The 25662-nt window shown below is 69.6% G+C and carries 24 protein-coding genes; 10 read left to right on the plus strand and 14 right to left on the minus strand.

The annotated features are described in order from the left end of the window. The first annotated feature begins 146 nt into the window (after window positions 1-146). Both ACQUSM_RS07090 and dph2 read left to right on the plus strand, forming a co-directional pair. Entirely contained in the window at window positions 147-836 is a 690-nt protein-coding gene (locus ACQUSM_RS07090) for a bacterio-opsin activator domain-containing protein (protein ID WP_435117145.1), read from the plus strand. An 87-nt stretch (window positions 837-923) separates the two neighbouring features. Beyond that, on the plus strand, window positions 924-1970 hold the full coding sequence (dph2, locus tag ACQUSM_RS07095) for a diphthamide biosynthesis enzyme Dph2 (RefSeq protein ID WP_379730814.1): 1047 nt from the start codon (window positions 924-926) through the stop codon (window positions 1968-1970). A gap of 12 nt (window positions 1971-1982) precedes the next feature. Here dph2 and ACQUSM_RS07100 read toward each other — a convergent pair whose 3' ends face one another. Beyond that, window positions 1983-2876: a hypothetical protein gene (locus tag ACQUSM_RS07100; protein ID WP_435117148.1), complete on the minus strand. Its 894-nt coding sequence runs from the start codon at window positions 2874-2876 to the stop codon at window positions 1983-1985. A gap of 102 nt (window positions 2877-2978) precedes the next feature. Here ACQUSM_RS07100 and ACQUSM_RS07105 point away from each other — a divergent pair, with 102 nt between their 5' ends. The 3 genes from ACQUSM_RS07105 (at window position 2979) to ACQUSM_RS07115 (ending at window position 6857) form a co-directional block, all read left to right on the plus strand. Beyond that, window positions 2979-4148 carry a M24 family metallopeptidase gene (locus ACQUSM_RS07105; protein WP_435117150.1) on the plus strand — a complete coding sequence of 390 codons (1170 nt, stop codon included), beginning with the start codon at window positions 2979-2981 and terminating at the stop codon, window positions 4146-4148. A 445-nt stretch (window positions 4149-4593) separates the two neighbouring features. After that, window positions 4594-5379 carry a prephenate dehydrogenase gene (locus tag ACQUSM_RS07110; RefSeq protein ID WP_435117152.1) on the plus strand — a complete coding sequence of 262 codons (786 nt, stop codon included), beginning with the start codon at window positions 4594-4596 and terminating at the stop codon, window positions 5377-5379. After that, the gene (locus tag ACQUSM_RS07115) at window positions 5376-6857 is read left to right on the plus strand and encodes a small ribosomal subunit Rsm22 family protein (RefSeq protein WP_435117154.1); all 1482 of its coding nucleotides are present in this window, start codon (window positions 5376-5378) and stop codon (window positions 6855-6857) included. Before ACQUSM_RS07110 ends, ACQUSM_RS07115 begins: the two co-directional genes overlap by 4 nt. Window positions 6858-6861: 4 nt before the next feature. On the opposite strand, the gene ACQUSM_RS07120 is transcribed toward ACQUSM_RS07115, so the two are convergent. The 10 genes from ACQUSM_RS07120 to ACQUSM_RS07165 all read right to left on the minus strand — a co-directional run bounded on the left by ACQUSM_RS07120 (window position 6862) and on the right by ACQUSM_RS07165 (window position 19101). Beyond that, complete coding sequence (locus ACQUSM_RS07120; protein ID WP_435117156.1) at window positions 6862-7428, minus strand: DUF1684 domain-containing protein; 567 nt, start codon at window positions 7426-7428, stop codon at window positions 6862-6864. 87 nt (window positions 7429-7515) lie between these two features. Further along, a complete protein-coding gene (locus ACQUSM_RS07125) occupies window positions 7516-8436 on the minus strand; it encodes a DMT family transporter (RefSeq protein WP_435117158.1) in 921 nt (306 codons plus the stop codon). 72 nt (window positions 8437-8508) lie between these two features. Further along, window positions 8509-9006 carry a CBS domain-containing protein gene (locus ACQUSM_RS07130; protein ID WP_435117160.1) on the minus strand — a complete coding sequence of 166 codons (498 nt, stop codon included), beginning with the start codon at window positions 9004-9006 and terminating at the stop codon, window positions 8509-8511. A 78-nt stretch (window positions 9007-9084) separates the two neighbouring features. Continuing rightward, window positions 9085-10566 carry an ABC transporter ATP-binding protein gene (locus ACQUSM_RS07135; protein ID WP_435117162.1) on the minus strand — a complete coding sequence of 494 codons (1482 nt, stop codon included), beginning with the start codon at window positions 10564-10566 and terminating at the stop codon, window positions 9085-9087. Further along, window positions 10559-11749 (minus strand): ABC transporter ATP-binding protein, encoded by a 1191-nt coding sequence (locus ACQUSM_RS07140; RefSeq protein ID WP_435117164.1) that lies wholly within the window; start codon window positions 11747-11749, stop codon window positions 10559-10561. The genes ACQUSM_RS07135 and ACQUSM_RS07140 overlap by 8 nt, the downstream gene beginning before the upstream one ends. 1 nt (window position 11750) lies before the next feature. Beyond that, window positions 11751-12824 carry an ABC transporter permease gene (locus tag ACQUSM_RS07145; RefSeq protein WP_435117166.1) on the minus strand — a complete coding sequence of 358 codons (1074 nt, stop codon included), beginning with the start codon at window positions 12822-12824 and terminating at the stop codon, window positions 11751-11753. Beyond that, window positions 12821-13813 carry an ABC transporter permease gene (locus tag ACQUSM_RS07150; protein WP_435117168.1) on the minus strand — a complete coding sequence of 331 codons (993 nt, stop codon included), beginning with the start codon at window positions 13811-13813 and terminating at the stop codon, window positions 12821-12823. The genes ACQUSM_RS07145 and ACQUSM_RS07150 overlap by 4 nt, the downstream gene beginning before the upstream one ends. A 6-nt stretch (window positions 13814-13819) precedes the next feature. Then, a complete protein-coding gene (locus ACQUSM_RS07155) occupies window positions 13820-15478 on the minus strand; it encodes an ABC transporter substrate-binding protein (RefSeq protein WP_435117170.1) in 1659 nt (552 codons plus the stop codon). A gap of 180 nt (window positions 15479-15658) precedes the next feature. Further along, the gene (locus ACQUSM_RS07160) at window positions 15659-17914 is read right to left on the minus strand and encodes an NADP-dependent malic enzyme (protein ID WP_435117172.1); all 2256 of its coding nucleotides are present in this window, start codon (window positions 17912-17914) and stop codon (window positions 15659-15661) included. Between the two features lie 89 nt (window positions 17915-18003). After that, the gene (locus ACQUSM_RS07165; RefSeq protein WP_435117174.1) at window positions 18004-19101 is read right to left on the minus strand and encodes a M24 family metallopeptidase; all 1098 of its coding nucleotides are present in this window, start codon (window positions 19099-19101) and stop codon (window positions 18004-18006) included. 106 nt (window positions 19102-19207) lie between these two features. Between ACQUSM_RS07165 and ACQUSM_RS07170 the strand changes: the two genes are divergently transcribed. Together ACQUSM_RS07170 and ACQUSM_RS07175 are read left to right on the plus strand one after the other, a co-directional pair. Beyond that, complete coding sequence (locus ACQUSM_RS07170; protein WP_435117176.1) at window positions 19208-20050, plus strand: COX15/CtaA family protein; 843 nt, start codon at window positions 19208-19210, stop codon at window positions 20048-20050. A gap of 120 nt (window positions 20051-20170) precedes the next feature. Beyond that, window positions 20171-20653, plus strand: coding sequence for a hypothetical protein (locus tag ACQUSM_RS07175; RefSeq protein WP_435117178.1), 483 nt, complete (start codon window positions 20171-20173; stop codon window positions 20651-20653). Here the strand turns inward: ACQUSM_RS07175 and ACQUSM_RS07180 are convergent. After that, on the minus strand, window positions 20650-22098 hold the full coding sequence (locus ACQUSM_RS07180; RefSeq protein WP_435117180.1) for a replication factor C large subunit: 1449 nt from the start codon (window positions 22096-22098) through the stop codon (window positions 20650-20652). The genes ACQUSM_RS07175 and ACQUSM_RS07180 overlap by 4 nt on opposite strands. Before the next feature lie 138 nt (window positions 22099-22236). Here ACQUSM_RS07180 and ACQUSM_RS07185 point away from each other — a divergent pair, with 138 nt between their 5' ends. Further along, window positions 22237-22875, plus strand: a complete 639-nt coding sequence (locus tag ACQUSM_RS07185; protein ID WP_435117182.1) for a GNAT family N-acetyltransferase — start codon at window positions 22237-22239, stop codon at window positions 22873-22875. 5 nt (window positions 22876-22880) lie between these two features. After that, window positions 22881-23501 carry a GNAT family N-acetyltransferase gene (locus ACQUSM_RS07190; RefSeq protein ID WP_435118304.1) on the plus strand — a complete coding sequence of 207 codons (621 nt, stop codon included), beginning with the start codon at window positions 22881-22883 and terminating at the stop codon, window positions 23499-23501. 6 nt (window positions 23502-23507) lie between these two features. On the opposite strand, the gene ACQUSM_RS07195 is transcribed toward ACQUSM_RS07190, so the two are convergent. Further along, window positions 23508-23993, minus strand: coding sequence for a GNAT family N-acetyltransferase (locus ACQUSM_RS07195; protein WP_435117185.1), 486 nt, complete (start codon window positions 23991-23993; stop codon window positions 23508-23510). 62 nt (window positions 23994-24055) lie between these two features. Next, a complete protein-coding gene (locus tag ACQUSM_RS07200) occupies window positions 24056-24694 on the minus strand; it encodes a metal-dependent hydrolase (RefSeq protein WP_435117187.1) in 639 nt (212 codons plus the stop codon). 112 nt (window positions 24695-24806) lie between these two features. On the opposite strand from ACQUSM_RS07200, the gene ACQUSM_RS07205 reads away from it, so the two are divergent. After that, complete coding sequence (locus tag ACQUSM_RS07205) at window positions 24807-25658, plus strand: TatD family hydrolase (protein WP_435117189.1); 852 nt, start codon at window positions 24807-24809, stop codon at window positions 25656-25658. Window positions 25659-25662 lie beyond the last annotated feature (4 nt).

Here is a 25662-nt window from a genome sequence, read left to right on the forward strand (position 1 = left end):
CGAGAGCCGGAGCGCGAAGGCGCGGCGGAACGACATCGGTGTCCACGGTGGGGTCGAGCGGCGGCGATCGCCGCGGGAAGGCGACCCCCGAGACGTGTTGAAGGCTCACCCCGAGGTTTTTGTTCGTACGTGCGGTAACTGTTGACATGTCCGTTCGGTCGGGACAGTCCAACGACGACCCCGTCGTCGAACTGGAGTTCGCGTTCGACGACCCGGCGTACCCGTTCGTCGGCGCGTCGGCAGCGGCGTCCTGCCGGCTCGAACTCGAGGAGATGGTCCCCCGCGGCGACGGGGCGTACGCGGAGTTCTACAGCGTGCACGGCACCGACCTGTCGGTCGTCGAGACGCTGTCGGGGGAACACCCGTCGGTCGCGGTCACGGCTATCGAGCGCTACGACGACGGAGGGTTGCTGGAGTTCCTGGTCGAGGAGAACTGTCCGGCGGTGCGGCTGGCGGAGCTGGGTGCGCTCCCGCGTTCGGTCGTCGGCGACCACGGCGAGGGGCGGATCGTCGCGGAGCTCCCCGGCGAGTACGACGCCGGCGACGTGATCTCGACGTTTCAGGCCGAATATGGGGGAGACCTCGTCGCGAAACGGGAGCAGGACGCGTTCACGCCGCTTTTCAGCCACCGCGAGCTGGAACACGAGCTGGAGCGCCGGCTGACCGATCGCCAACGCGAGGTGCTCGAAGTCGCCTTCGAGGCGGGCTACTACGACTGGCCGCGGCAGGTCAGCGGCGAGGCGCTGGCCGAGCGGCTGGGGATCAGCCAGCCGACGCTGTCGGAGCATCTGACGGCCGCCGAGCGGAAGCTGCTCTCGCTCGTGTTCGAGCGCTGAGTCGCCCGCCGCCGCGATCGTGGGTCGCGGGAGCACGTGACTGACGGAAACGCGGGGATTATCCGTCCGTACCCGGTAACGACGCTAATGAGTCAGGACGCCGCCGGCGACGCCACGAGCGAGGGGGACCTCCGGAACACGGGGATGTCCCTGCGCCACGACCGGGAGTGGGACTACGAGCTGGAGCGCATCATCGAGGAAATCGAGGAGAAAGACGCCAAGAAGGTCGGCCTGCAGTTCCCCGAGGGGCTGAAGCGCCGCGGTCCCGCGGTCGCCGACGACCTGCGCGCGCTGGCGCCCGACGACGTGACGTTCATGCTGTCGGGCCAGCCCTGCTACGGCGCCTGCGACCTCGACACGTTCCTGATGCGCCGGACGGACGTGTTCGTCCACTTCGGTCACTCGCCGATGAAGAACTCGGACAAGATCATCTACGTGCCGCTGTTCTCCAACGTCGACCCGTTCCCGATGATGGAGGAGGCGCTGGAGGAACTCCCCGAGGACGACGTCGGCCTCGTCACGACCGCCCAGCACATGAACCTCTTCGACGACATGAAGGAGTGGCTGGAGGGCGAGGGGTACGACGTCCACACCCGGAAGGGTGACGACCGCCTGACCCACGAGGGGCAGGTGCTCGGCTGCAACTACGCTTCCGCCGACATCGACGCCGATCAGGTGCTGTACGTCGGCGGCGGGAAGTTCCACCCCCTCGGGCTCGCGATGGAGCACCCCGACAAGAAGGTCGTGATCTGTGACCCGGTGAACAACGTCGTCACCGTCGCGGACACGGAGAAGTTCATGAAGCAGCGCTACGGCGCCGTCCACCGCGCGATGGACGCCGAGAAGTGGGGCGTTATCTTCTGTACCAAGATCGGGCAGGGGCGCTGGGAGATGGCGGAGAAGATCGTCGACGAGAACGAGAACGCCTACCTGATCACGATGGACGAGGTGACGCCGGACCGCCTGCGCAACTTCGACATGGACGCGTTCGTCAACACGGGCTGTCCCCGGATCACCACCGACGACGGCCCGCAGTTCCACAAGCCGATGCTCACCCCCGGCGAGTACGAGATCGCCGTCGGGAACAAGCCGCTGGACGAGCTCTCTTTCGACACGTTCCACGGCACCTGGTAGGGCGCCGGACCGTCAGTCCGTCGCCGTCTCGGTCTCCGGTTCTGCCGCGCGCAGTTCGTACAGCTCTCCTTCGTAGCGGATCGCGTACGGCTCGTCGACGCCGAACGCCGGGTAGCCGGGGCTCCGTTCGACGTAGCGAACTCGTTCGACGCCATCCTCGAAGTACGGCAGCGTGTTCCGCAGGCGGTAGTCGTGGGCCGCCTGCTCGGGGATGACTCGATCGGCGCCAGCAGCGGCCTCGACCCGCCTGACCACCAGTTCCGCGCGGCCGTCCCCGTCGCCCTCCCCGTCACCACGGACGGTCACGACCGCACCGTCACGGGAGGCGTCGCTGACTTTCGCCGTGGGTTCGAGCGTCAGATCGGGGGCGTCGACGGCGAACAGCACGGCGAACCCGAGCTGTGGGTCCGTCGACTCGCCGAACCAGCCGTCGGTCGTGAACGCGTACTCGCCGCCGCCGAGGCCCGAGACGGTGCCCGCCTCGAGCCACGCGTCGTAGTACCGGCCGGGGTCCGCCGGGAGGTCGTGCTCGGCGGTGAGCACCCACTCGTGGCGTTCGCCGTGGTCGAGCGTCATCAGCGGCTCCGGCCAGATGTCCAGGACGATCCGGTACCAGTCGCCGTCGACCCGCTTCCAGAGTTTCCAGGCGTAGAAGTTGGTCGACAGCGTTCGGCCCGCGCCGTTCTCGAGCGTGAACGTCACCGTCTCGGGCAGCGAGATCGACCGCGAGTCGGCAGTCAGCGCGATCGGTGCGCGTTCCGGATCGGTCTCGGGGACACAGACGATCCGCTCGCCGACTGGCGGGCAGTCGGACGCGGCGGTCGGAACGCCGATCCCGTCGGAACGAGGCGCCGTACAGCCGGCGAGCGCGAGCGCGGACAGCGAGAGGAGGGCACGTCGTCGCACACCCGTCGTCCGGCCGGTGCCGGGAAATCCCTTGTGTCGCCGCTCGCTGCCAGCGTGGCCGCGACGGCAACGCCTTTGCCCGCGCCGCCCGCCAACGCGGACATGGAGATCGACACCACGAGCCTCGACGAGTATCTCGCCGAGCAGGGACTCGACGGCTACGCCGTCTACGCCGACAGCGACGACTCGACGCAGCGCTACCTCTCCGGCTTCGACGCGCCGGACCCCTTCTTCACCGTCTACACGCCCGATGAGACCGCGCTCCTCACCTCGGGGCTGGAGTACGGCCGCGCGACGAAGGAGGCCCGCGGCACCGTCGACCGCACCTCGGAGTACGACTACCAGTCGCTCCGCGAGGCGCACGAGTCCGGCGTCGCCCGGGCGAAGCTACAGGCCGCATTTCTCGACGCTCACGGCGTCGACTCGATCGCGGTGCCGGAGACGTTCCCCGTCGGCGCGGCGGACGGCCTGCGCGAGGAGGGCGTCGCGCTCGCAGTCGATTCCGAGGGCGTCGTCGACGACATCCGCGCGGTGAAGACGGAGGAGGAGATCGAGCACGTCCGCGAGGCCACCGTCGCGAACGAGAAGTCGATGCAGGCCTGCGAGGACCTGCTCGACGCCGCCGACGTTCGGAACGGTACCCTGTACTACGAGGACGAACCGCTGACCAGCGAGCGCGTGAAGACCGAGATCGAGGTCACGCTGCTGGAGCAGGGCTGTGCGCTGGACGAGACGATCGTCGCCTGCGGCGTCGACGCCGCGGACCCGCACAACCGCGGCAGCGGGCCGCTGGAGGCGGGCCAGCCCATCATCGTCGACATCTTCCCGCGGAGCAAGGAGACGGGGTACCACTCGGACATGACCCGGACGTTCGTCAAGGGGGAGGCCAGCGAGACGGTCGCGGAGTGGTACGATCTCACACAGGAGGCCAAACGCGCGGCGTTCGAGGCGTTGGAGGCCGGCGCGACCGGCGCCGACGTGCACGCGGCGGTGTGTGACGTGTACGAGGACGCCGGCTACCCGACGCTCCGGGACGACCCCTCGACCGAGACGGGGTTCATCCACAGCACCGGCCACGGGGTCGGGCTGGACGTGCACGAAGCGCCGTCGCTGTCGCCGCGTGGTGGGGAGCTCGAGGCCGGACAGATCGTGACGATCGAGCCCGGGCTGTACGACCCGGCACACGGCGGCGTACGGATCGAGGACATCGCGGTGGTGACGGAGGACGGGTACGAGAACTTCACCGACTACCCCGAAGTGTTGGAGGTATGAGGCGGTAGAGACTGGCTTACTGCTGCTGTCGGTTCGACGAACATCGCCGTCACGAACACCGCGAAAGCCCCTGCCGGCTCAGTTACGACTCCGTACGCCGGGAAGAAGATTTGCGGCAGCAACCGCTAGAAAGCCCCTGCTCGCTCGGCTCCCGGGAGTCGCTGCGGTCCTCGGTCGCTTCGCTCCCTGCGGTCCTTGCTTCCTCCGGGTTCGCCGAGCGAGCAGCCCCTTTCAGCCCCGCCCGACTGCACAGCCCACGAGCCTCCCCAGCCGACTCACTCGCTCACTCCGTTCGCTCGTTCGTCCCTCGCGCTCGGCTCGCGCACGGAGGCGCGAGCGCTTCGCGCCACCGCACCGCCACTCCACGAGCGTCCCCCCATCGCCCCTCCAACGAACTACCGACATCCGCGCCCCTTTTCACCCGACGACCACCAGCTACGGGTAGATGACGCTCTGTATCGTCGGCGCCGGCGCGATGGGTCGCTGGCTGGCCGGGACGCTCGCCGACAGCGAGCCGGCGGTCGATCTCGCGTTCGCCGACACCGACGCGGACGCTGCCGAGGACGCCGCCGCCGAGTTCGACGCCGAGACAGTCACGCTCGCCGACGGCGGACCGGCGACGGACCGCAGCTTCGAGACGGTCGCGCTGTCGGTCCCCATCCCCGCCGTCGAGGCCGCCGTCGCGGAGTGGGCACCCCACACCGAGGCCGCGATGCTCGACCTCTCGGGCGTGATGGCCGCGCCCGTGGCGGCGATGGACGAACACCTGCCCGACCGCGAGCGCGCGAGCCTCCACCCGCTGTTCGCCCCCGAGCGCGCGCCGGGCAACGTCGCACTCGTCGCCGACGCGGTCGGGCCGACGCTCTCGCCCCTGCTCGACGCGCTGCGGGCGGCGGGTAACGAGCTGTTCGAGACCACGCCCGCGGAGCACGACGACGCCATGTCGACGATTCAGGCCAAGAGCCACGCCGCCGTGCTCGCGTGGGCGCTGGCCGGCGACGACGTTCGCGAGGAGTTCCACACGCCCGTCTCGGCGGGGCTGGCCGACCTCGCCGCGACGGTGACCGACGGCGACGCGCGCGTGTACGCCGACATCCAGAACGCCTTCGGCGGCGCCGACGCCGTCGCCGACGCCGCACGCGAGATCGCAAACGCCGACGGCGAGGCGTTCGCGGCGCTGTACGACGAGGCCGGCGACGCCGCCGACGAACTCTCGGGAGGTGACCGATGACCGTCGATCGCGACCGCCTCCGGGACACGGTGAACTACCTCCGGGAGGTCCGCCCGATCGACCCCGAGGAGATCCGGGAGTACTTCGACGACACTCCCCATCCCGCGGTGATCCGGCAGGAGCTCCGGACCGCAGCGTTCGACCTCGATCTCGTGGAACGGGAGGACGGCACGTTCGTGCCCGCCGACGACACACCGGTATCGCCGCCGGGGTGGGCGCCCGACGCGCTCCCCGCCGAGTACGAGCGCGTGGTCGTCGACCGGCTCGTCGAGCGGTTCGGGCTCGACTGGGCCGACGGGGCGTCCGGCGACGAGCTCCGCGAAGCGGTCCGCCGGCTCAAGGCCGACTACTACCACGGCAACCCCGTCGAGTACGACGAGACCGCGGCGCTGGGGTACGCGATCTACCACCTACCCGACTACTACGCCGCGATGGGGTACGTGCTCGACGACCTCGCCGAGAACGGCGACCTCCCGCGGACGCTCCGCGTGCTCGACGTGGGCGCCGGTGTCGGCGGCCCCGCGCTGGCGCTGATCGACTACCTCCACGAGGCGGCGAGCGACGACGGGGAGCCGCCACTGATCGAGTACCACGCGCTGGAGCCCTCCCCCGCCGCGGACCTGCTCGAAGCCCTGCTCGAAGAGACACCGCGGAACGTCCGAACCACGGTCCACCGCGAGCGTGCGGAGGCGTTCGACCCCGAGTCGGTGGGCGAGGTGGACCTGCTCACGTTCTGTAACGTGCTCTCGGAGCTTTCGGATCCGGCGGCGACGGCGGAACAGTATCTCGATTCCGTCGCCGACGACGGCACGATGCTCGCGATCGCGCCCGCGGATCTGGAGACCGCGACCGGGCTCCGCGAGGTCGAGCGCGCGCTCGCCCGGCCCGGCTCGGGGGCGTCGGTGTACTCGCCGACGCTCCGGCTCTGGCCCGACGAGTCGCCGTCGGACCGGGGCTGGTCGTTCGACGTTCGGCCCGACGTCGAGGCGCCGCGGATGCAACAGCAGTTGGACGCCGGCGACCGCGGGGAGCGCGGCAGCGAGCGCGACGAACCGGGGACGTTCACGAAAACGTCGGTCCAGTTCGCGTACGCGCTGTTGCGACCGGACGGGAAGCGCCGGAGTCAGATCGTCGCCTCAGAGGACCGCCACGCCAAGGCCGCGGAGATGGAGCGCCACGTCAGCAACCGTATCGACCTGTTGACGGTGAAGCTCAGCCCCGACCTGAGCCGGCAGGGCGAACAGGCTCGCGAGTACGGCGCCGACCCCAACCCCGTCTTCAAGATCGGGGACGGGAGCGAGGACGTCGAACAGTACGCGGTGCTCACCCAGCACACCGGACTCAATCGCGCGCTGGGGGAGGCCGACTACGGCGCAGTGCTGTCGATGGAGAACGCGCTCGTGCTGTGGAACGACGACGAAGAGGCGTACAACCTCGTCGTCGACGGCGAGACGGTCGTGGATCTGGTCGTCCCCTAGCGGCTCAGTCCTCGCCGAGTTCGGGTTTCTTCTCGCCGGCGGGCACCACGACCTCCAGCCAGTTCTCCTCGGGCGGCAACGGACAGGCGAACGTCTCGCTGAACGCACAGAACGGCGAGTACGCGAGGTTGAAGTCGAGGGTGACCGTGTCGCCCGTCTCCAACTCCCCTTCCGGCTCGAACTCCATGTACCGCCCCCCGGAGTACGTCTGCTGGCCCGTCGTCTTGTCTCGGAACGGGACGAACAGCGTGTCGTCCTCGCTGTTCTCCTGTCGGTAGGCGTGGAGCTCGCAGTTCTCGCCCCGGAGGTCGAACGCGAACGTCGCGACGCGGAGGTAGCGCGTCGGCGGACCGTTGGTGGTCTCCATCTCGACGGGCTCGGGCTCGTCGTGGACGGTCACCTCGGCGTCGACCCGGAACGCGGGGTCGGGGTCGAAGTAGTCGAGGCCGTCGAACGCCTCGCGGTGCTCCGGCGGCACCGGCGACTGCGGGTGTTCGGCGAAAAAGTCGTCTTTCTCCTCGCGGTTCCGGCGGAGCTGTGTCTCCCAATCCCCGGGCGTCGAGTCGCTCATGGGCGCGGTTGGGCCCGCGCGGGCATGAGTCCGGCGTTCCCTGCGGGACTGGACCCCGACGGACGCAGTGTGACGGTCGAAGCCGGGCTAGCTGCCGACGCCGACCCGGTCGAGCTCCGCCGCGATCTGCCGGCGTTTCAGCAGCGCAAAGCCCGCGAGGATCAGCAGGAACCCGGCGACCGTCTCGACGGTGACCACCTCGTCGAGCACCAGCCAGCCCGAGAGCGCCGCGAACACCGGAGCCACGTAGGAGACGAGGTTGATCTCGATCGGTCCCAGTCGGTCCAGCAGGTCGAAGTAGATCAGGAAGCCGACCGCGCTGGCGAGGATCGAGAGGTAGCCCATGCTCAGCACGGCCAGAAGGTTCAGCTCGACGGCCGCGAACGACTCCCCCAGCCCCGCGCTCACGACGTGCATCAGGAGCGCGCCGAGCAGCATCGACCACCCTTCCATCGCCTCGATGGGGAGCTCGGTGTCGAGCCAGCGGGTGAGCACGCTCCCCAGCGCGAACGACGCCGCCGCGGCGACGATCAGCAGCTTCGCCCCCATCCCGCCGGCGAGCAGGTTCGCCGGGTCGGGGTCCGCGATCACGACCGCGCCGGCGAGCCCGAGCAACAGCCCGACGAACCCGGCGGGTTCGAGCCGTTCTTGCGGGACGAACAGTCGGGCGAACCCGGTCGTCAGGATCGGGCTCAAGCCGACCAGCACCGACGCCGATGCGCTGGTGACGGCGTCGTCGGCCTCGCCCACGAACAGCAGCGCGTGGTAGGCCGCGATCACCAGCACCGCGCCGACGGCGACGCTCGCCCACTGGTCCCGGCCCCGCGGGATGGGGTCGTCGAGCACCCACCACGCGTAGCCGAGCATCAGCACGCCGGCGATGTCGTAGCGAATCGCCGCGAACAGCACCGGCGGGAACACGGCCAGTCCGGCTTTGATCGCCATGAACGCCGACCCCCAGATCGCAGCGAGCGTCAGAAAGAGCGCGAGGTTCCGGTAGCGAGACACGACCGGAGCGAGGACCAGCGGCGGCTTAGGGGTACTGTTTCGGTGGCGACTCGCCGTCCCCCCGCCCGAGCGTTACGCCGCGCCCGCAGCGCCCGCCGCGTCGCGCTCCCGGCGGAGCGCGCGCAGCAGGTCCTGGCGGGTGATGATGCCGACGAGTTCGTCGCCATCGAGGACCGGTAGACGGTTGATGTCGCGTTCAGGGTCGGCGAGCAGATCCAGCAGCGCGTCGGTGCTCGCGTCGACGTCGACGGTCACGGGGTCGGCGGTCATCACGGAGCTGATCGGGTCGTCGGCGTGGGCGGCGATGTCCACGTCGTCGCCCGGGAGGTCGAACGCGTACGTCAGCGTGTCGACGATCGGCGGGATGCCGATCGGGATCCAGAGCACGCGGTCCTCGACCTCGAACAGGTCGACGAGGTCGCCCTCGGTGACCACGCCGACGAGGCGCCCCTCGTCGACGACCGGGAAGCCGCTGAAGTTCACGTCCGCGAGGCGGGCGAGCACCTCGCCCACCTCGTCGTCGGGCGCGACAGTCTCCACGTCGGCGGTCATCACGTCGGCTGCGTCCATAACCGAACCGTGGGCCGGGGGCTACGTGAACGTTGCTGCCGGCAGCCGAACCGAGAAGGGCGCGGTCGCGGGGGTGAGCTACTCGTGGAGGTGACAGGCCACGACCTCGCCGTTGGCGCCGGGCTCGTCGTCCGGCGGCGTCGTCTCACACACCGTCTCGAAGCGCTCCCGGAGCGTCTCCGCGGCGGTCTCGAACTCGCCGTCGGCGACGGCTTCCAGCGCCTCGTCGACGACCGCGGCGTTCTCGCCGGCGATCCCCGGAATCTCCCGCTTGCGGTACTCGGCGGGCTCGACCTCCCGGATCTCCGCGGGGTCGAGGCTCTCGGCCTCGACGTCCTCACGGAGATCCATCACGTCGCGGAACGCCGACTGCTCGATGTCGACGTCCTCCGGCGGGATCACCTTCGGACACCGCGTCCGGAACCGACAGCCCGAGGGCGGGTTCCGCGGCGACGGCACGTCGCCCGAGAGCGTCGCCACGCGGCGACCCTGCTCGGCGACCTCCGCGCGCGGGACGCTCTCTAACAGCGCCTCGGTGTAGGGGTGGTCGGGGTTCTCGAAGATCTCGTCGGTCGGGCCGAGCTCCGCGATCTTCCCGAGGTACATCACGGCGACGCGGTCGCAGATGTGCCGGACGACGCTCAGGTCGTGCGCGATGAACAGGTACGTCAGCCCGAAGTCGTCCTGCAGATCGTCGAGCAGGTTCAGCACCTGCGCCTGCACGGAGACGTCGAGCGCGCTCACGGGCTCGTCGAGCACGATGAACTCGGGGTCGAGCGCGAGCGCGCGGGCGATGCCCACGCGCTGGCGCTGCCCGCCCGAGAACTCGTGGGGATAGCGGTCGACCTGATCGGCCGAGAGCCCCACGCGCTCCAGCAGCGCGCCGGCTCTGGCGTTGCGGATCTCGGTGTCGGATCCCGTCACCGCCACCTCGACGTGGAGCTCGCCGCCCCCGTCCTCGACGGTCGCGTCGAGCAAGTCCTCGTACTCCTCGACGGTCGCCTCGGGACCCTCGCTACCCATCCGAACCGTCACCGGGACGCGCGCGACGCCGTCCTCGGTGTCGACCACACGGTCGAGGTCGTCGGCGACCGTCACGTCGACGGTGCGATCGATCCCGTCCGCGACGGAGAGTTCGGCGTCGGTCGCGACTGTCGGGTCCGACTCCGGCAGCCCGTGGATCCGCATCCCCTCGGCGACGATCGCGCCGACGGTCATCCGCGGGTCGAGGCTGGAGAACGGGTCCTGGAACACGATCTGGGCCCGCCGGCGGAACGCCGACAGCGACTCGTCGTCGAGGTCGAACACCTCCTCGCCGTCGAACGCGACCGTGCCGCCGGTCGCCTCGCGCAGGCGGAGGAGCGTCTCGCCGGTGGTGGACTTCCCGCAGCCGGACTCGCCGACGAGTCCGAGCGTTTCGCCCTCCAGCACCTCGAAACTGACCCCGTCGACCGCTTTCACGCTGGTCGCCTCGCGGCGGAGCAGGCGATCGAGCAGCCCCCCGCCGTCCTGGTAGTACTTGCGGAGGTTCCGTACCTCCAACAGCGCGTCCTCAGTCATCGGAGACCACCTCCTGTTTGGCCTCGGAACCGAGCGCCTCGGACTCGTCGTACTCCCGGTCGGCGAGCACACACCGGACCCGGTGTTCGTCGCCGGTCGTCGACGGCGCCTCGCGCTCGTCGATCTGGTTGAGACAGGACTGCATCGCCTTCGGACAGCGATCGGCGAAGTAGCACTCCTCGCCCATCTCCGAGTCCAACAGGCTGGGGACGTTCCCCTCGATCGGCGAGAGCCGCGGCGCCGGGTCCTCGATGTCCGGGATCGACCCCAGCAGCCCCTGCGTGTAGGGGTGGACGGGGTTCTGGAACACGTCTTCGAGCGCGCCGCGTTCGACCACCTCGCCGGCGTACATCACGCCGACGCGCTGGCACATCCGCGCGATCACGCCGAGGTTGTGCGTGATCAGGACGACGCTCATGTCTTCCTCCTCCTGCAGGTCCCGCAGGAGGTTCAGGATCTGCGCTTGGATCGTCACGTCGAGCGCGGTCGTCGGCTCGTCGGCGATCAGAACGTCGGGCTCGCCGGCGAGTGCCTGTGCGACCATGGCGCGCTGGAGCATCCCCCCCGAGAACTCGTGGGGGTACTCCTTTGCACGCTGCTCGGGGTCGGGGATGCCGACCTGGTCGAGCAGTTCGATCGCACGCTCGTGGCTCTCCTCGCTGACGTAGCTCTGAGAGGGCAGCAGCGAGTCGACGACCATCCGGCCCAGCCCGTAGCCCTGGGTCCGCGAACGGGTGCGCCGCGGGTTCGCGCGGGCGCGGCGCTGGACCTCGACGGCCTCGGCGATCTGCTCGCCGACGGTGATCGAGGGGTTGAGGCTGCTCATCGGGTCCTGGAAGATCGTCGCGAACGCGGGACCCCGGAGCCACCGCCGGGTGGCCTCGGGCAGTTGGCGCACGTCGACGTAGTCGCCGTCGACGGCGTCGGGGTGGGACTCCCGGTGTTCGTCCGCGAGATCGGCGTCGCGGTACCACACCTCGCCCTCGACGATCCGACCCGGCGACTCCACCAGGTCGATCAGCGAGAGCGCGGTGACCGACTTGCCGGAGCCGGACTCGCCGACGATGCCGAAGACCTCGCCGTCGCGCACGTCGAAGTCGACGTGTTCGACCGCGTTGACCTGCCCCTCCTCGGTGAAGAAGCGGGTCGTGAGGTCCCGGACTCTGAGGATCTCGTCGGCCATCTTACATCCCCCCCTCGCCCTCGATTCCCGGGTCGAGGGCGTCCCGGAGCCAGTCGCCGACGAGGTTGATGCCGATCACCGTCAGCACGATGGCGATCCCCGGCACGGTGGCGATCCACCACGACGAGGAGAGATACCCCCGCCCCTGCGCGATGTCGAAGCCCCACGAGAGCGTCGTCCCGGAGAACCCCAGGAACGACAGCGAAGACTCGAGCAGGATGATCGCCGCGACCTGAATGGTCGCGAGCACGAGGATCGGGGTGATGGCGTTGGGCAGGACGTGCCGGACGACCGTCCGCGTGTCGGAGGCGCCCAAGGCCTTGGCGGCCTTGACGTACTCCTCCTCGCGGATGGACATCGCCTCGCCGCGGGCGATACGGGCGAACCAGACCCAGTTCACGAAGCCGACGACCAGGATGACGACCGACGGCAGGACGAACGTCTCCGGCATCGGCGTCGGCAAGCCGACGGCGTTCCGGAACGCGCCCGCCAAGCCCGTCGTGACGAACGGGTCGGTCACCCCGACGGCCACGTCCGCCTGGAACCGGCTGAACAGCCCGATGAGCGCGATCGCCAGCACCAGCGACGGGAACGCCAGCGACACGTCGGCCACGCGCATCAACACGTCGTCGGTGCGCCCGCGGTAGTAGCCCGCGACCAAGCCGACGGTCACCCCTAGTACCGCGGCCAAGACGGTGCCGAACAGCCCGACCAGCATCGAGGTGCGGGCCCCGTAGATGGCCCGCGAGAGCATCCCCTGTCCCAGGGAGTTCGTCCCCAGCGGGTAGGTGGCCGTAGCGTTGACCTGGACGGTCTCGTTGACCACCTGCAGCGAGCCGTTGACCATCTCGGTGGAGGTCTGTTCGGTGGTCTTCGTGAACCCCAGCGGCGGCAGCTGTGACTCGTCGAGGTTCTGCGTCCGGGGGTTGTGCGGTGCGATGAACGGGGCGAAGACGGCCACGAGCACCATGAGGGTGATCAGCACCACCCCGATGCGGGCCAGCCCCGAGGACCGGAACTCCTTGCGGAGGTTCCGGATCGTTCGTGGGGAGATAGAGATTGGTCCGATCTTCATTCTGCCATCACCCGTGGGTCGAGGTAGGCGTATATCGCGTCGACGGCGATGTTGACCAGGACGAAGCCTGCACCGATGACGATGAGGCTGCCCTGGAGGATGGGCCAGTCACGCCCGTTGATGGCCCGGATGATCTCGCTGCCCAGCCCCGGCCACGCGAAGACGGCCTCCGTGATGACCGCCCCGCCGATGAGCGTCCCGAGCTGGAGCCCGAGGACGGTCACGACCGGAACCAGCGTGTTGCGGAGCACGTGTTTGTACTTGACCAGCGACTCCGGCAGCCCCTTCGAGCGGGTCGCCCGGACGTACTGCTTCGAGAGCTCGTCGAGCATGCCCGAGCGGACCAGCCGCGTGATGAGCGCCGTGAAGTACGTCCCCAGCGTGATCGCCGGGAGGAACAGCGACGCAAGCCACTCGATGGCCACCTGGAAGAACGGCGCTGGCCCCGTGAAGGCCGCCAGCACCTGCACGAACCCGTGAGCGCGACCGCTCGTCGGGAACACGTTCAGCTGGACCGAGAACAGCAGCACGAGCATGATGCCGAGCCAGAAGTTCGGGGTCGAGATGCCCAGCAGCGAGAACGTCGTCGCGGCGTAGTCGGCCGGCTGGTGCCGTCTGGTCGCCGAGATGACCCCCAGCGGGATCGAGAGCACGATCGCGACCACGCTCGCGGCCACCGCCAGCTCCAGCGTCGCCGGGAGTTTGGTGAACACCTGCTGGGAGGCAGAGATGTTCGAGATGTACGAGTAGCCCATGTTCCCCTGGAGTAGCTCCCAGAGGTAGTCGAGGTACTGCATGTACAGCGGCCGGTTTAGCCCGAGCTCCTCGGCGATGCGCTGGCGCGTCTCCTGGCTCGCGTCCAGCGGCGCGACCGTGTCGATCGGCGACCCCGGGGTGATGAACCGCAGCAGGAACACCACAGTCACGACGCCCCAGACGACGCCGACACCCTGCACTCCGCGTTTCAAGAGGAAACGACCGTAGCCCATGCTGCCCTACGAGGACTCGCTCGGCAGGCTCTGGGCTTCGTCGAGCAGTGCGTCGAACTCGTCGTTCTTGTACGAGGTCAGCGACCCGTCGCTCGCGAGCAGCGGCTGGAGCGTCTGGATCGCGTCGAACGTCGCGTTCCCCCAGCCGAGCAGGTACCACGGCGGCTTGTCCTCGATGTTGCCCGTAGTGACCTGACTGACCAGGGTCGAGAACTCGACCTGACGGGCGGTCGCGGAGACGTTCGAGAGCTCGTCCACCTGTGCGGCGACGGCCTGAGCGACCTCCACGTCCTTGAGGTAGCGGCCGATCGGCGTCACCAGCTCGATCTCGGCGCCGGCGTAGCCGGAGGCCTCGACCAGCTCCTCGGCGCGGGCCTGATCCTGCGGGTAGGGGTCCAGATCCTCGTTGTGGCCGAAGAAGTTCGGCAGGGTCGGCTGGCTGGACGGGTCGCCGAACGTCTGCAGGACGTTCTGGACGATGGACTCGATGTCGATGGCGTAGTTTATCGCACGGCGGAACTCAGCCGAGTCGAACGGCTCCACGTCGTAGCGCATCGCGTTGAAGATGACGCGCGTGGAAGGAACGGCCGAGACGGTCGTGCCGTCGTTGTCGTTGACGCGACCGACCTCCTGCGGCGGGATGTTGACGATGATGTCCGCCTCGCCGCTGAGCAGGCGGTTGACCCTCGTCGACGACTCGCTCGCGGACGTGATCGTGAACGTCGAGATGGCCGCTTCGTCCTGCCAGTAGTCGTTGTTGCGGGTGAACTCGACTTCGACGCCCTGCTCGTAGTTGGCGAGCTTGAAAGGGCCGGTCCCCTCCATGTTCTGGTTGATGTACGCCGAGTCGTGGTTCTGGACCCACGACTTGTTCATCACGTCGCAGTAGGTCGCGAACGACTGGAACACGATGGGGTTGAGCCCCGAGAGGTTGACGTTGACCGTCCGGTCGCCGCTGGAGGCGACCTCCGCGCCCTCGACGCCGACGAGCTGGTCGGACTGCGGCGAGGTGAACCCGACCGAGTCGTCGACGATACGGTTGATCGAGTAGGCGACGTCCTCGGGGGTCAGCGAGTCGCCCGAGTGGAACGAGACGTTGTCCCTGATGGTGAACTGCACGGTCGTCTCGTCCAGCCGCTGGTAGTCGGTCGCCAGCATCTCGATGATGGCGCCCTCCCGGTCGCGCTCCAAGAGCCCCTCGTAGGCCTGGAGGACGATGTTGTCCGTCGGCGTCTCACGGTGGTCCTGCGGGTCGAGCCCCGAGTCCATCTGGGACTGGGTCATCACCACGTCGTCGCCGCTGTCGGTCGCCGGTTCGATGGCGTAGGCGTCGACGCGCTCGTCCGAGCGGGGCTGCCACTCGATGTCGTTGGACTGGCCGTAGACGGAGTACTGCTGGTGGAGGAACACCCACGGTGCCTGATCGTGTGCGTGCCAGTTCGCGCGCTGGAGGTAGCCGTCGCGGGTCTCCGGCTCCGGCCGCTCGGTCGGCGTCCCCTCGGGCTCGGTCGGCTCGTCGGTTGGCGTGTCGGTGTCGCCGCCGCCGGGCTGTTCGGTGTCGGTCCCCCCGCCGTCGGTGCAGCCGGCGACGGCCGTCGCCGTCGCTGCGCCCGCGAAGCCGAGGAACTTCCGCCGACTCACGTCCGGACTGTCTTTGTCAGCCATAGACAGTCGGATGGGGCGGATTAACTTATACCCTGTGCCGGAACCGCACACCTCTCACCGCCCGCCGGCGGCGGAATACGTCAGTAAACCGGTGTGAAAACCCGGAGATAGAAGCGGCTGTTCGTCGTAAATAGGGCGAAAACGGCGCGGATTGCCGGTACGACGCGGCGATCGCGCCGCCTACTCCTGCTGTGCGTCGACGGCCGCGACGCCGGCGAGGTTGACGATGTCCTTCACCTCGTCGCCGCGCTGCATGACGTGGACGGGCTTGTCCATCCCCACGAGCATCGGGCCGATCGCCTCCGCGCCGCCGAGGCGCTGGAGCAGCTTGTACGCGATGTTGCCGGCCTCGAGGTTCGGGAAGACGAGCACGTTCGCGGGCTCGTCGAGCTCGGAGAACTCGTAGGTGTCGGTCAGGATCTCCTCGACCACCGCGGTGTCGGCCTGCATCTCGCCGTCGACCGGGAAGTCGACGTTCGGGTCCTCGCGCAGGCTGGCGGCCGCGGCGCGGGGCTTGCGGGTGCCCTCGTTCTCCACGGAGCCGAAGTTGGAGTACGACAGCAGCGCCGCGCGCGGCTCGACGTTGAACCGCCGGGCGAGCTCGGCGGTGTGTCTGGTGATCTCCTCCAGCACCTCCTCGTTGGGGTCCTGGTTCACCGTGGCGTCCGCGATGAACACGACCCGGTTCTTGAACGTCAGCATGTAGACGCCGGCGGCGTAGTCGGCGTCCTCGGCCGTCCCGATCACCTCCAGCGGCGGCCGGAGCGCCGACGGGTAGTGGTGGGTCAGTCCCGTCAGCAGCGCGTCGGCGTCGCCGGCCTCGACCATCGCGCTCCCGAGGTAGTTGGTGTCGCGCTGGACCAGCTCGCTCGCCTCGCTCCGGGTGATCCCCTTGCGCTGCCGGAGCTCGTGCAGCCGGTCGGCGTACCCCTCGGTCTCGTCGACGCGCGGGTCGACGATCTCCGGGGTGAAGTCCAGCCCGAGGTCGTCGGCGATCCCCTCGATCTCGTCGCTGTTGCCGAGTAGGACGGGGTCGCCGATCCCCTGCTCCTGGATCTGGGCGGCGGCGCGGACCATCTTCTCGTCGGTGCCCTCCGCGAGCGCGATGCGCTGGTCGGTGCTTTTGGCCTTGTTGAGCACGACCCGCATCATCTCGCGGGACTTGCCCAGCCGGGCCTCGAGCTTCTCGGAGTACGCCTCGATGTCGATCTCCGTTCGGGCGACGCCCTCCTCCATCGCGGCCTCGGCGACGGCGGGCGCGACCTCGAACAGCACGCGCGGGTCGACCGGCTTCGGGATGACGTACTCGGGGCCGTACTGGAGCGGCTGGTCGCCGTACGCCTTGACGACCGCGTCGGGCACGTCCTTGCGGGCGAGCTCCGCGAGCGCCTCCGCGGCGGCCATCTTCATGTTCTCGGTGATGCTCGTCGCGCGCACGTCGAGCGCGCCCCGGAACAGGAACGGGAAGCCGAGCACGTTGTTCACCTGGTTCGGGTAGTCCGAGCGCCCGGTGGCCATGATCACGGTGTCGTCGCGGGCCGCCCGGGCCGACTCGTAGTCGATCTCGGGCTCGGGGTTGGCCATCGCGAACACGATCGGGTCCTCGGCCATCGACGCCACCATCTCCTCGGAGACGATGCCGCCGACGGAGAGCCCGACGAACATGTCCGCGCCGGCCATCGCGTCTGCGAGGTCGCCCTCGGGCAGGTCGCGGGCGAACTCCTTCTTGTACTCGTTCACGTCGTCGTTCGCGGCGCGCTGCTCGGTGATGATCCCCGAGGAGTCACACATCGTGATGTTGTCGGGGTCGGCGCCGAGCTCGACGTAGAACTTCGCGGTCGCGATCGCCGACGCGCCGGCGCCGGAGAACGTGATCTCCATCTCGGAGATGTCCTTGTCGAGGATGTCGACCGCGTTGAGCAGCCCCGCGCCGCTGATGATCGCGGTCCCGTGCTGGTCGTCGTGGAACACGGGGATGTCCATCGACTCCCGGAGCCGCTGTTCGATCTCGAAACACTCCGGCCCCGCGATGTCTTCGAGGTTGATCCCGCCGAACGTGGGCTCCATCGCCTCGACCGACCGGCAGAACGCGTCCACGTCGGTCTCGTCCAGTTCGATGTCGAACACGTCGATGTCGGCGAAGCGCTTGAACAGCACGCCCTTGCCCTCCATCACGGGTTTGGACGCCTGTGCGCCGATGTCGCCGAGCCCGAGCACGGCCGTCCCGTTCGAGACGACGCCGACCATGTTCCCCTTGGCGGTGTACTCGAACGCCCGCTCCTCGTCCTCGTCGATGTCGAGACACGGCGCCGCGACGCCGGGCGAGTACGCCAGCGAGAGGTCACGCTGCGTGTTCGTCGACTTCGTCGTCGAAATTTCGATCTTGCCGGGCGGATCGGATCGGTGATACTCCCGTGCGTCGTCCTCGAGTCCCATACGCCCGACTCATTCGGCGTGCTCAAAAAGCTATCCACCGCGTCGTAACACGGTTCGACGTTCGTCGAACTCGGTTCCGTCGCCGGGGGTCAGGGCGCGTACGGCGCGTGGCGCTCGAGCGTCAGGTCGAAGCCGACCGCCTCGGCGTCGAACGTGGGCCAGTTCGGCGTCGCCGTCAGACACTCGAACTCGTCGGGCGTCACGAGGTAGGTGTCCTCGCTGCGTGCGCCGCCGACGACGGGGTTGTACGCGTACCCCATCGGCGCACGCACGTCGTGGGTCGCGCCGGGCGCGGCGAGCCACTCGCGTCGCGCGAACCCCGCCGCGCCGCCCTGTTCGCCGGCCTCCCACGCGTCCGGGAAGCCGAGCTCGTCGTACGCCTCCCGGATCGCCGCGAACACGTCCTCCGCTGTGCCGCCGGAGGCCACAGCTTCGTGAGTCGCCGCGAGCGCGGTCGCTTCGACCCGTGCCGCCGCGCGGAACTGTTCCTCGAACCGATCCGGCGGGTCGAACGCGACGGTTCGCGTGAGTGAGGCGTACAGCCCCCGGCGTTCGGCGGTGACGGTCACGACCGCGTAGTCGCCGAGCTCGTCGGCGCCCGCCGGCGGGGAGCGGTACGCCTCGGCGCGCTCGCTGCCCGCGACGCGGACTACGGGCGCGGCCATCTCGCCCGAGGAGAGCGCGATCCGCAGCGCCGACGCGGCCTCGTACTCGGCGTCCTCGGACTCCAGTTCCCGACAGACGCGCTCGACCGCGGCGGCGGTCTCCTCCGCCAGCGAGCGGTAGCGGTCCACGTCCTCGGCGGCGAGCGGCTGCCGAAGCGAGCCGGCGTCGACGCGATCCGTTCCGGGTACCGCGAAGTCGGCTGCGCCGGCGCCGGGCGACTCGTCGGCGACGGCTTCGCCCAGTGATTCGTGCCACGGCACCGTCTCGACGGCGAACTCGTCGGGTAGCTCCTCGGCGGCGACGCGTTCGGCCTCGCCAGCGGGCGCGACGGCGCGGAACGCGGGCGCGTCGCCGTGGACGTAGCCCGCGGCGGCGACGCCGACGCCGTCCTCGTCGGCGGGCGTGTTCCGCCCGCCGGTGAGCCACGCGAACGCGTTCGGCCGAGCGAACCAGACGGCGTCGTGGCCCGTCGCCGCCAGATACGCGTCGAGTCGGTCGGCGCGGGCGTCGAGATCGACCATACCCGCGCTGGCGGCGGCGGCGACTTGAACGCGCCGACTCCGTGCCTCGCGCGCGAGCGCGCCTGCAACGGAACGCCCAAGTGACCGCGAGCCCGAGTTGCGGCCAATGAAGCGTCCCAGCTACCGGCGGTTCGCCCTGTTCACCACGGCGCTCACCGGAGTTCTGGTCGCGCTCGGCGTCTACACGGCGGCGACGGGCTCCGGGCTGGCCTGCTCCCAGCAGTGGCCGCTGTGTGACGGGGGTGTGCTGCCACAGACGGTCCCGAGCTTCATCGAGTGGTTCCACCGCCTCGTCGCGATGATCACCGGGTTCGCGATCGTCGGTGTCGTCGGCGCCGCGTGGCGCGGCGACCAGGACCGGAAGACGGCGCTGTTCGCGACGGCGGCGCTGGTGCTGCTGCCGTTCCAGATCTCCGTCGGCGCGATCACGGTGACGCTCAACGGCGCGATCCCGTGGGGGTACTCGGTGCCGACCCACGCCGCCCACCTGCTGTTCGCGCTGAGCATCTTCACCATGCTGACGCTGTCGACGCTCACCGCCTACCGCGGGCACTACGAGCGCTCGCTGTTCGATCGGAGCCGGCTCGCCGTCGGCGCGGCGCTGCTGTTGATCCCCGCGAACTACCTCGTCAGTCGGGTCAGCCCGCTGATCGACTACGGACCGCCCGCCCAGGGCGCGTTCGCGCTGACCGCGCTGGCGGCGTTCGCCGCGCTGGTCGCCGCCGCCGTCTGGCTGCCCGACACGTCGCTCGCGCGCTACCGGCCGGGCGTGTTCGTCGCCGGCGCCGCGGTGTTCCTCGTGACGCTGCTCGGCCGCGATCTGGTGGTGTACACCGACGAGGCCCGGCTCGTGAACGGGCTGCTCTACCTCGTCGCGTTCGTCGCCGTCGCCGCGGTCGGCTACGCGGCCCGCGACGGCTCGGGCGAGGAACGACACTCGCTGGCCTGAAACACGCCACACGACCTCGGCAACAGGGGAGCCACGCGCCGACCGTCGTCGGCGCCGCTCCCTCGCCGAGGTCTCGTTCCACCCACAACCCTCTTCCCCTCACCCCGACAGCTACTGCCTATGCAGCGGTCACGCCGCGCCGTGCTCACCGCGGTCCCGGTCGCGCTCGCCGGCTGCGGGCGGTCGTTCCGGGAGAACGCTGTCCCCGGCGGCCTCCACCTCCGGAACCGCCGGAGCGAGCCCGTCACCGTCGCGGTCCGCGCGGCGCTGCTGCCCGAACGCGAGAGCGGCAGCGGCGGCGGCGTCGGGATCACGGAGTCGCCGACGGCGACGCCCGAGACGCCACGGGACGCGGCGTTCGAGGAGCCCGGCGCGACCGGCGAGTACCGAATCCGGGCCGAGGGCGAGCGGATGGTCCCGGAGTTCTTCCCGCGGGCGGGACGCTGGGCGTTCGAGGCCGTCGTCGAGTCCGAGAACGGGAGCGCCGGCGACCGGACGCGGATCGTGCTCCACGCCGCGCTGCCCGGGCCGACGGGCGCCGACACGATCGTGGTCACCGTCAGACAGCGACGAGTGACCGCGCGGGCGACGACCGTCGACTAGACGAAGTCCGAGAGGCCCGCCTGCGAGTCGTCCGATTCCTCCTCCTGTGCTTCTTCGGCCGGTTCGGGCTCTTCCGGCTCCGGCTCCTCGTCGGGGGCCGACTCCGTCTCGGCGGGCTCGTCCTCGCGGTCGGGGAGTTCGCCCGCGAACGCGCCGCCGGCGTGTTCCTCCAGTTCGTCCTCCCGGAGCTCCTCGGCGTCCGCGACGATCCCCTGCACCTTGTTGGTGGACTCGCCGCTGCCCGAGACGGCCGCGAGATCTTCCTCGTCGAACTCGAAGTACGCCGTCACGGCGACCGCGAGCTCGCGGGGTTTGCAGTGGTGGATCATCGCCGAGAGGAACGGGAGCACCTCCCGCCGGGCGGTCTCGATGCTCAGCCCGCCCGAGACGGCGATCTTCCGGCAGATCTCGTCGATCGTCGCGTCCGAGGACGGCCACATCTGCGGTCGCCCGCCGTACTGCGTCCAGCCGCCGGAGGTCCCGTCCCGGGAGGCCGCGACGCCCGCGGCGACGTTGTCGGTGACGTAGCGCCAGTAGGAGTAGTCCTGCGTGGCCTGCACGCGGCCCAGCCAGCGGTCGGCGTTCGCGAGGAACTCGTAGGCCCGGACGGTCTCCTCGGGCTCGTACACCTTCATCACCTTGTCCTCGACCCACGCCGTGAGGTCGTCCGGCGTCTCGTCGGCGTCGTACGCCACGTGGAGCGCGTCCTGCGCGCTCTCCTCCTCCTTCAGGATCGCGTCGAGGACGGTGAATATGCCCGCCGTGGTGTCGCGGTCGCCGGTCACCACGTCCTCGACAGTGAGGTGGTCCTTCCCCTCGGCGGTCGCTTGCAGGTCCTTCACCGCGCCGCGGAGGTCGCCGCTGTTGGCGTCGGCGATGCGCTGGAGTGCGTCGCTGTCGAACTCGATCCCCTCCTTCCGGCAGATGTCCCGGAGGACGGGGACGATCGAGCGCGCGGACACGTCCCGGAACTCGATATCTTGGCAGGCGTTTCGGAGCCCGCGGCTCATCTCGTAGAACTCGTTGGCGATCAGGACGATCGGCTGGTTCGCCTCCTTCACCAGCTTCGTGATCGCCCCCGCGCCGCCGCGGTCGTAGTTGCCGTGGATGTTGTCGGCCTCGTCGACGATGATGAGCTGTCGGCCGCCCTCGTCGGTCGAGTCGCCGCCGAGGGTCTCGTTGCGCGCCGCGCGGCCGGCGAAGCGCTCGATCTTGTCCGCGGTGCGCTGGTCGGAGGCGTTGAGTTCGACCGTCTCCCAGCCCATGTCCGCCGCCAGCGCGTGGGCCGCGGAGGTCTTCCCGACGCCGGGGCTGCCGTGGAGGATCACCGCCTCCCGGTGGTCGTCCCACGTCCGCCCCCACTCCTCGAAGGCGTCGCGGGCCTTGTCGTTCCCCCGGACCGCCGAGAGCGTGTCGGGCCGGTAGGACTCGGTCCAGTCAGCCATTACCGGAGGGAGGGGGCTGCGGTGGTTAGTTGTTCCGGAGCAACAGTCCTCGGCGGCACACGCACGGATCGTTCGGTGTATGTAAGCTCACCCCACAGCCGAGGTAGGTTTTTTCAGTCTCCCATCATCCTCCCGAGTATGTTCCCCGCGATCATCGAGACCGAACGGCTCAGACTGGAGCCACGGACCCCGGAGTACGTCGACGTGTTCGAACTGTACGACCACTGCAGGGCGGACCACCCCCACATCGACGAGGTGACCGAGTACCTGCCGTGGGAGCCCCACCCCCACCCGAAAGAGTCGGCGGAGTTCCTCGAACGCGGCGTATCGATACGTGAGGAACACGAGGGCGCGGACTACGTGATCCGCCCGCGCGAGGGCGAAGACGGGGCCGGCGAGATCGCCGGCTTCGGCGGCCTCACGCTCGACTGGGACACCGACAGCGCCGAACTCGGGACGTGGCTCCGCAAGCCGTTCTGGGGGCGGGGCTACTCGGGCGAGCGCGCGCTGGCGCTGGCCGAACTCGCCTTCGAGCATCTCGATCTGGAGGTGGTCACGGTGACCCACGACGCCGACAACGAGCAGTCGGAACGGGCGATCGAGAAGTACATGGAGCGCATGGGCGGCCGCCGCGAGGGGACCCTGCGGAACTTCCACGCCGACGGCGACGGGCCCGTCGACGCCGTGCGCTACAGCGTCACCCAGTCGGAGTACCGCGACGCCGATCCGGCACAGGCGGTCGCGTTCTACGACGAGGACGAGGAGCCGTGGCCGTGAGCGACCTGTTCCCCGAGACGGTGCTGACAGACCGACTGCGACTGGAGCAGTTGGGCCCGGAGAACCCCGACCCGTTGACGTTTTACGAGCACACCCGTAAGGAAGCGCCCGACATCGAGGAGACCACGGAGTACGTCTCCTGGAGCCCGAACCGGACCCCGGCCGCGGGCGTCGGGTTCCTCGAGAACGCCGAGGAGTCGTGGGCGGCGGGGGAGGGCGCGACGTACGTCGTCCGACCCCGCGAGGGCGAGCCGGCAGCAGGGGCGTTCGCCGGCACGACCGGGCTCGGTCTGGACTGGGACCGGGACCGGGGCGAGCTCGGGATCTGGCTCCGCAAGCCGTTCTGGGGGCGCGGCTACTCCGGCGAGCGCGCCGACGCGCTGCTGGCGCTGGCGTTCGACCGCCTCGACCTCGAACTGGTCCGGGTCTCACACCTCCCCGAGAACGAGAACTCCGAGCGCGCGATCACGAAGTACGTCGAACGGCACGGGGGCCGGCGTGCGGGCCTGTTCCGGAACCGGCTCACCGACGCCGACGGCACCGTCCACGACACGATCGAGTACTCCGTGAGCCAACGGGAGTGGCGCGAGGCCGACGGCGCCGAGACCGCCGTCGAGTTCCGATAGACGCCCTCAGAGCTCGCGGGCGACCATCTCGCCCCAGTGCTCGAAGCCGTGACGCTCGTAGAACGCCCCCGCTCGATCGTTCTCGCGATCCACGTCGAGGACGAGCCGGTCCAGCGGGAGATTCTGCTCGCGAGCGAGCGAAACGGCGGCGTCCATCAGGTCGTCGGCAACGCCGGTCCCACGGTACTCGGCGTCGACAAAAATCTCGTTCAACACGGCCGCGTCCCAGATGAACCGATGGGACTCCGGGAGGACGAACACGTAGCCGACGACCTCACCCCCGTCGACTGCGACCGTGACACACCGCGAATCCGCGTCGACGCAGCGCTCGACCCACTCGAACCACTGTTGGCGGTACTCGTCGTCGAGTTTCCCCTCGTACTTGTCCTGCTTCTCCTCCCCGCCGGTGCCGCTGCCGAGCCCGAGTTCGAACGCGCGCTTGCAGTCCCACAGCCCCTCCGCGTCGTCGGGTTCGTACGGGCGGATCTCCATGGGTGTCGTGGCGCCCGATCGCTGTTGAGGCTATCGCTCCCGGGAGTCCGGGGACTCGGGGGTCACCGACCGCGGGTCTGCCACGAGCGCACGCTCACCGTCGTCGCCGAGAGTCCGACGAGCATGAGCTGCCAGCCCGCGGTCACGAGCGGGAACACGCGCTCGACCGGGCCGTCGTCTTCCTGCCACGGCGTCGGGTCCGCACCGGTGCTGTATCGCGTGTTCTCGGTCGTCGACGGTCGCGAGGTCTCCTCGGGCGTCGGCGAGAGGTCCACGAACGTCTGGACGACTCCCTCCGTCGTCGAGAGCTTGAGCTCGCCGTCGACCGTGTAGAACTGGTCGTGGAGCGGCCAGAGCGCGTTCACCCCGTTCGTCACCATGTCGGGCAGGATCCCCCCGGCCAGCAGGGCGGCGACCGCGACGCCGGCGACGTAGGGCGCGTTCGCGCCCCAGCGCTCCCGGAGCCACGAACGGTCGCGACGGGCATCGGCGTACACGCCAGCGCCGAGCAGTGCGGGAAGGACGAACGTGTGCAGCGCGGAGCGGTGGGCGCCCGCGATCAGCGGCGCGAGGAAGGAGTCCAGATCGGGGACTGCGGCGGCGACCAGCACGACCGCGATCGCTCTCGGCGTGAACCGATCGCCCAGCAGCGCGGCGCCGACGAGGCCGCCGACGGCGACGTGGACCAGCGTCGAGGGCACGCGTGTGAGTGAGCCACACACAGGTATAGCGTTTGTGCCACCCGAGACCGCTGCCGGGCGACGCTCCGACTGACAGGACAGCGTTCAAGGGTCGCTCGCCCCCCGTACGGGTATGGACGAACTCGACACCCCCGTACTGGACAACCATCTCCACCTCGACCCCGAGCACGGGCAGGGGATGGACGCCGTCCGGGACTTCGAACGGCTGGGCGGCACCCACCTGCTCGTCGTGAACAAGCCGTCGTGGCACCTCGGACCGGTGCCGAGCGAGCGGTCCGACTTCCGCCGGGCGTTCGAGGCCACGATCGACGCCGTCGCCGACGCGAACGATATCCTGCCCGGGACGGCGTGGCCCGTGCTGGGCGTGCATCCGGGGCTGATCAGCCACCTCGTCGACGACGGGCACAGCCCCGAGGCGGCCCGGGACCTGATGCAAGCGGGGCTCGATCTCGCCGCGGAGTACGTCGCCGACGGGTCGGCGCTGGCGCTCAAGACGGGACGGCCCCACTACGACGTGAGCGACGCGGTGTGGGACGCCTCGAACGCGGTGCTGAAACACGGGCTCGAACTGGGCGCCGAGCACGACTGCGCGGTCCAGCTCCACACCGAGGGCACCGACGACCTGACCGAGGTCGCCGAGTGGGCCGAGGCGCGCGGGCTGCCGAGCGAGAAGGTGGTGAAACACTACGCCGGCGGCGAGCTCGCGGGGCCGACCCCGAGCGTGATGAGCGAGAAAGAGCGGCTCCTGACCGCCGCCGAAGCGGGCGAGCCGTTCCTGATGGAAACGGATTTCGTCGACGATCCGGATCGGCCCGGCGCAGTGCTGGGGCCGAAGACGGTCCCCCGGCGCGTTCGGTGGCTGCTCGAAGAGGGCCACGACGACGCGGTCGCGACCGCCCACGTCGAGACGCCGGAACGCGTGTACGGGATCGACACCGAAGCGACGCTCGACCGAGAGAAGTAGGCTG

The organism is Halolamina sp. C58, assembly GCF_051195095.1.
Taxonomy (GTDB): domain Archaea; phylum Halobacteriota; class Halobacteria; order Halobacteriales; family Haloferacaceae; genus Halolamina.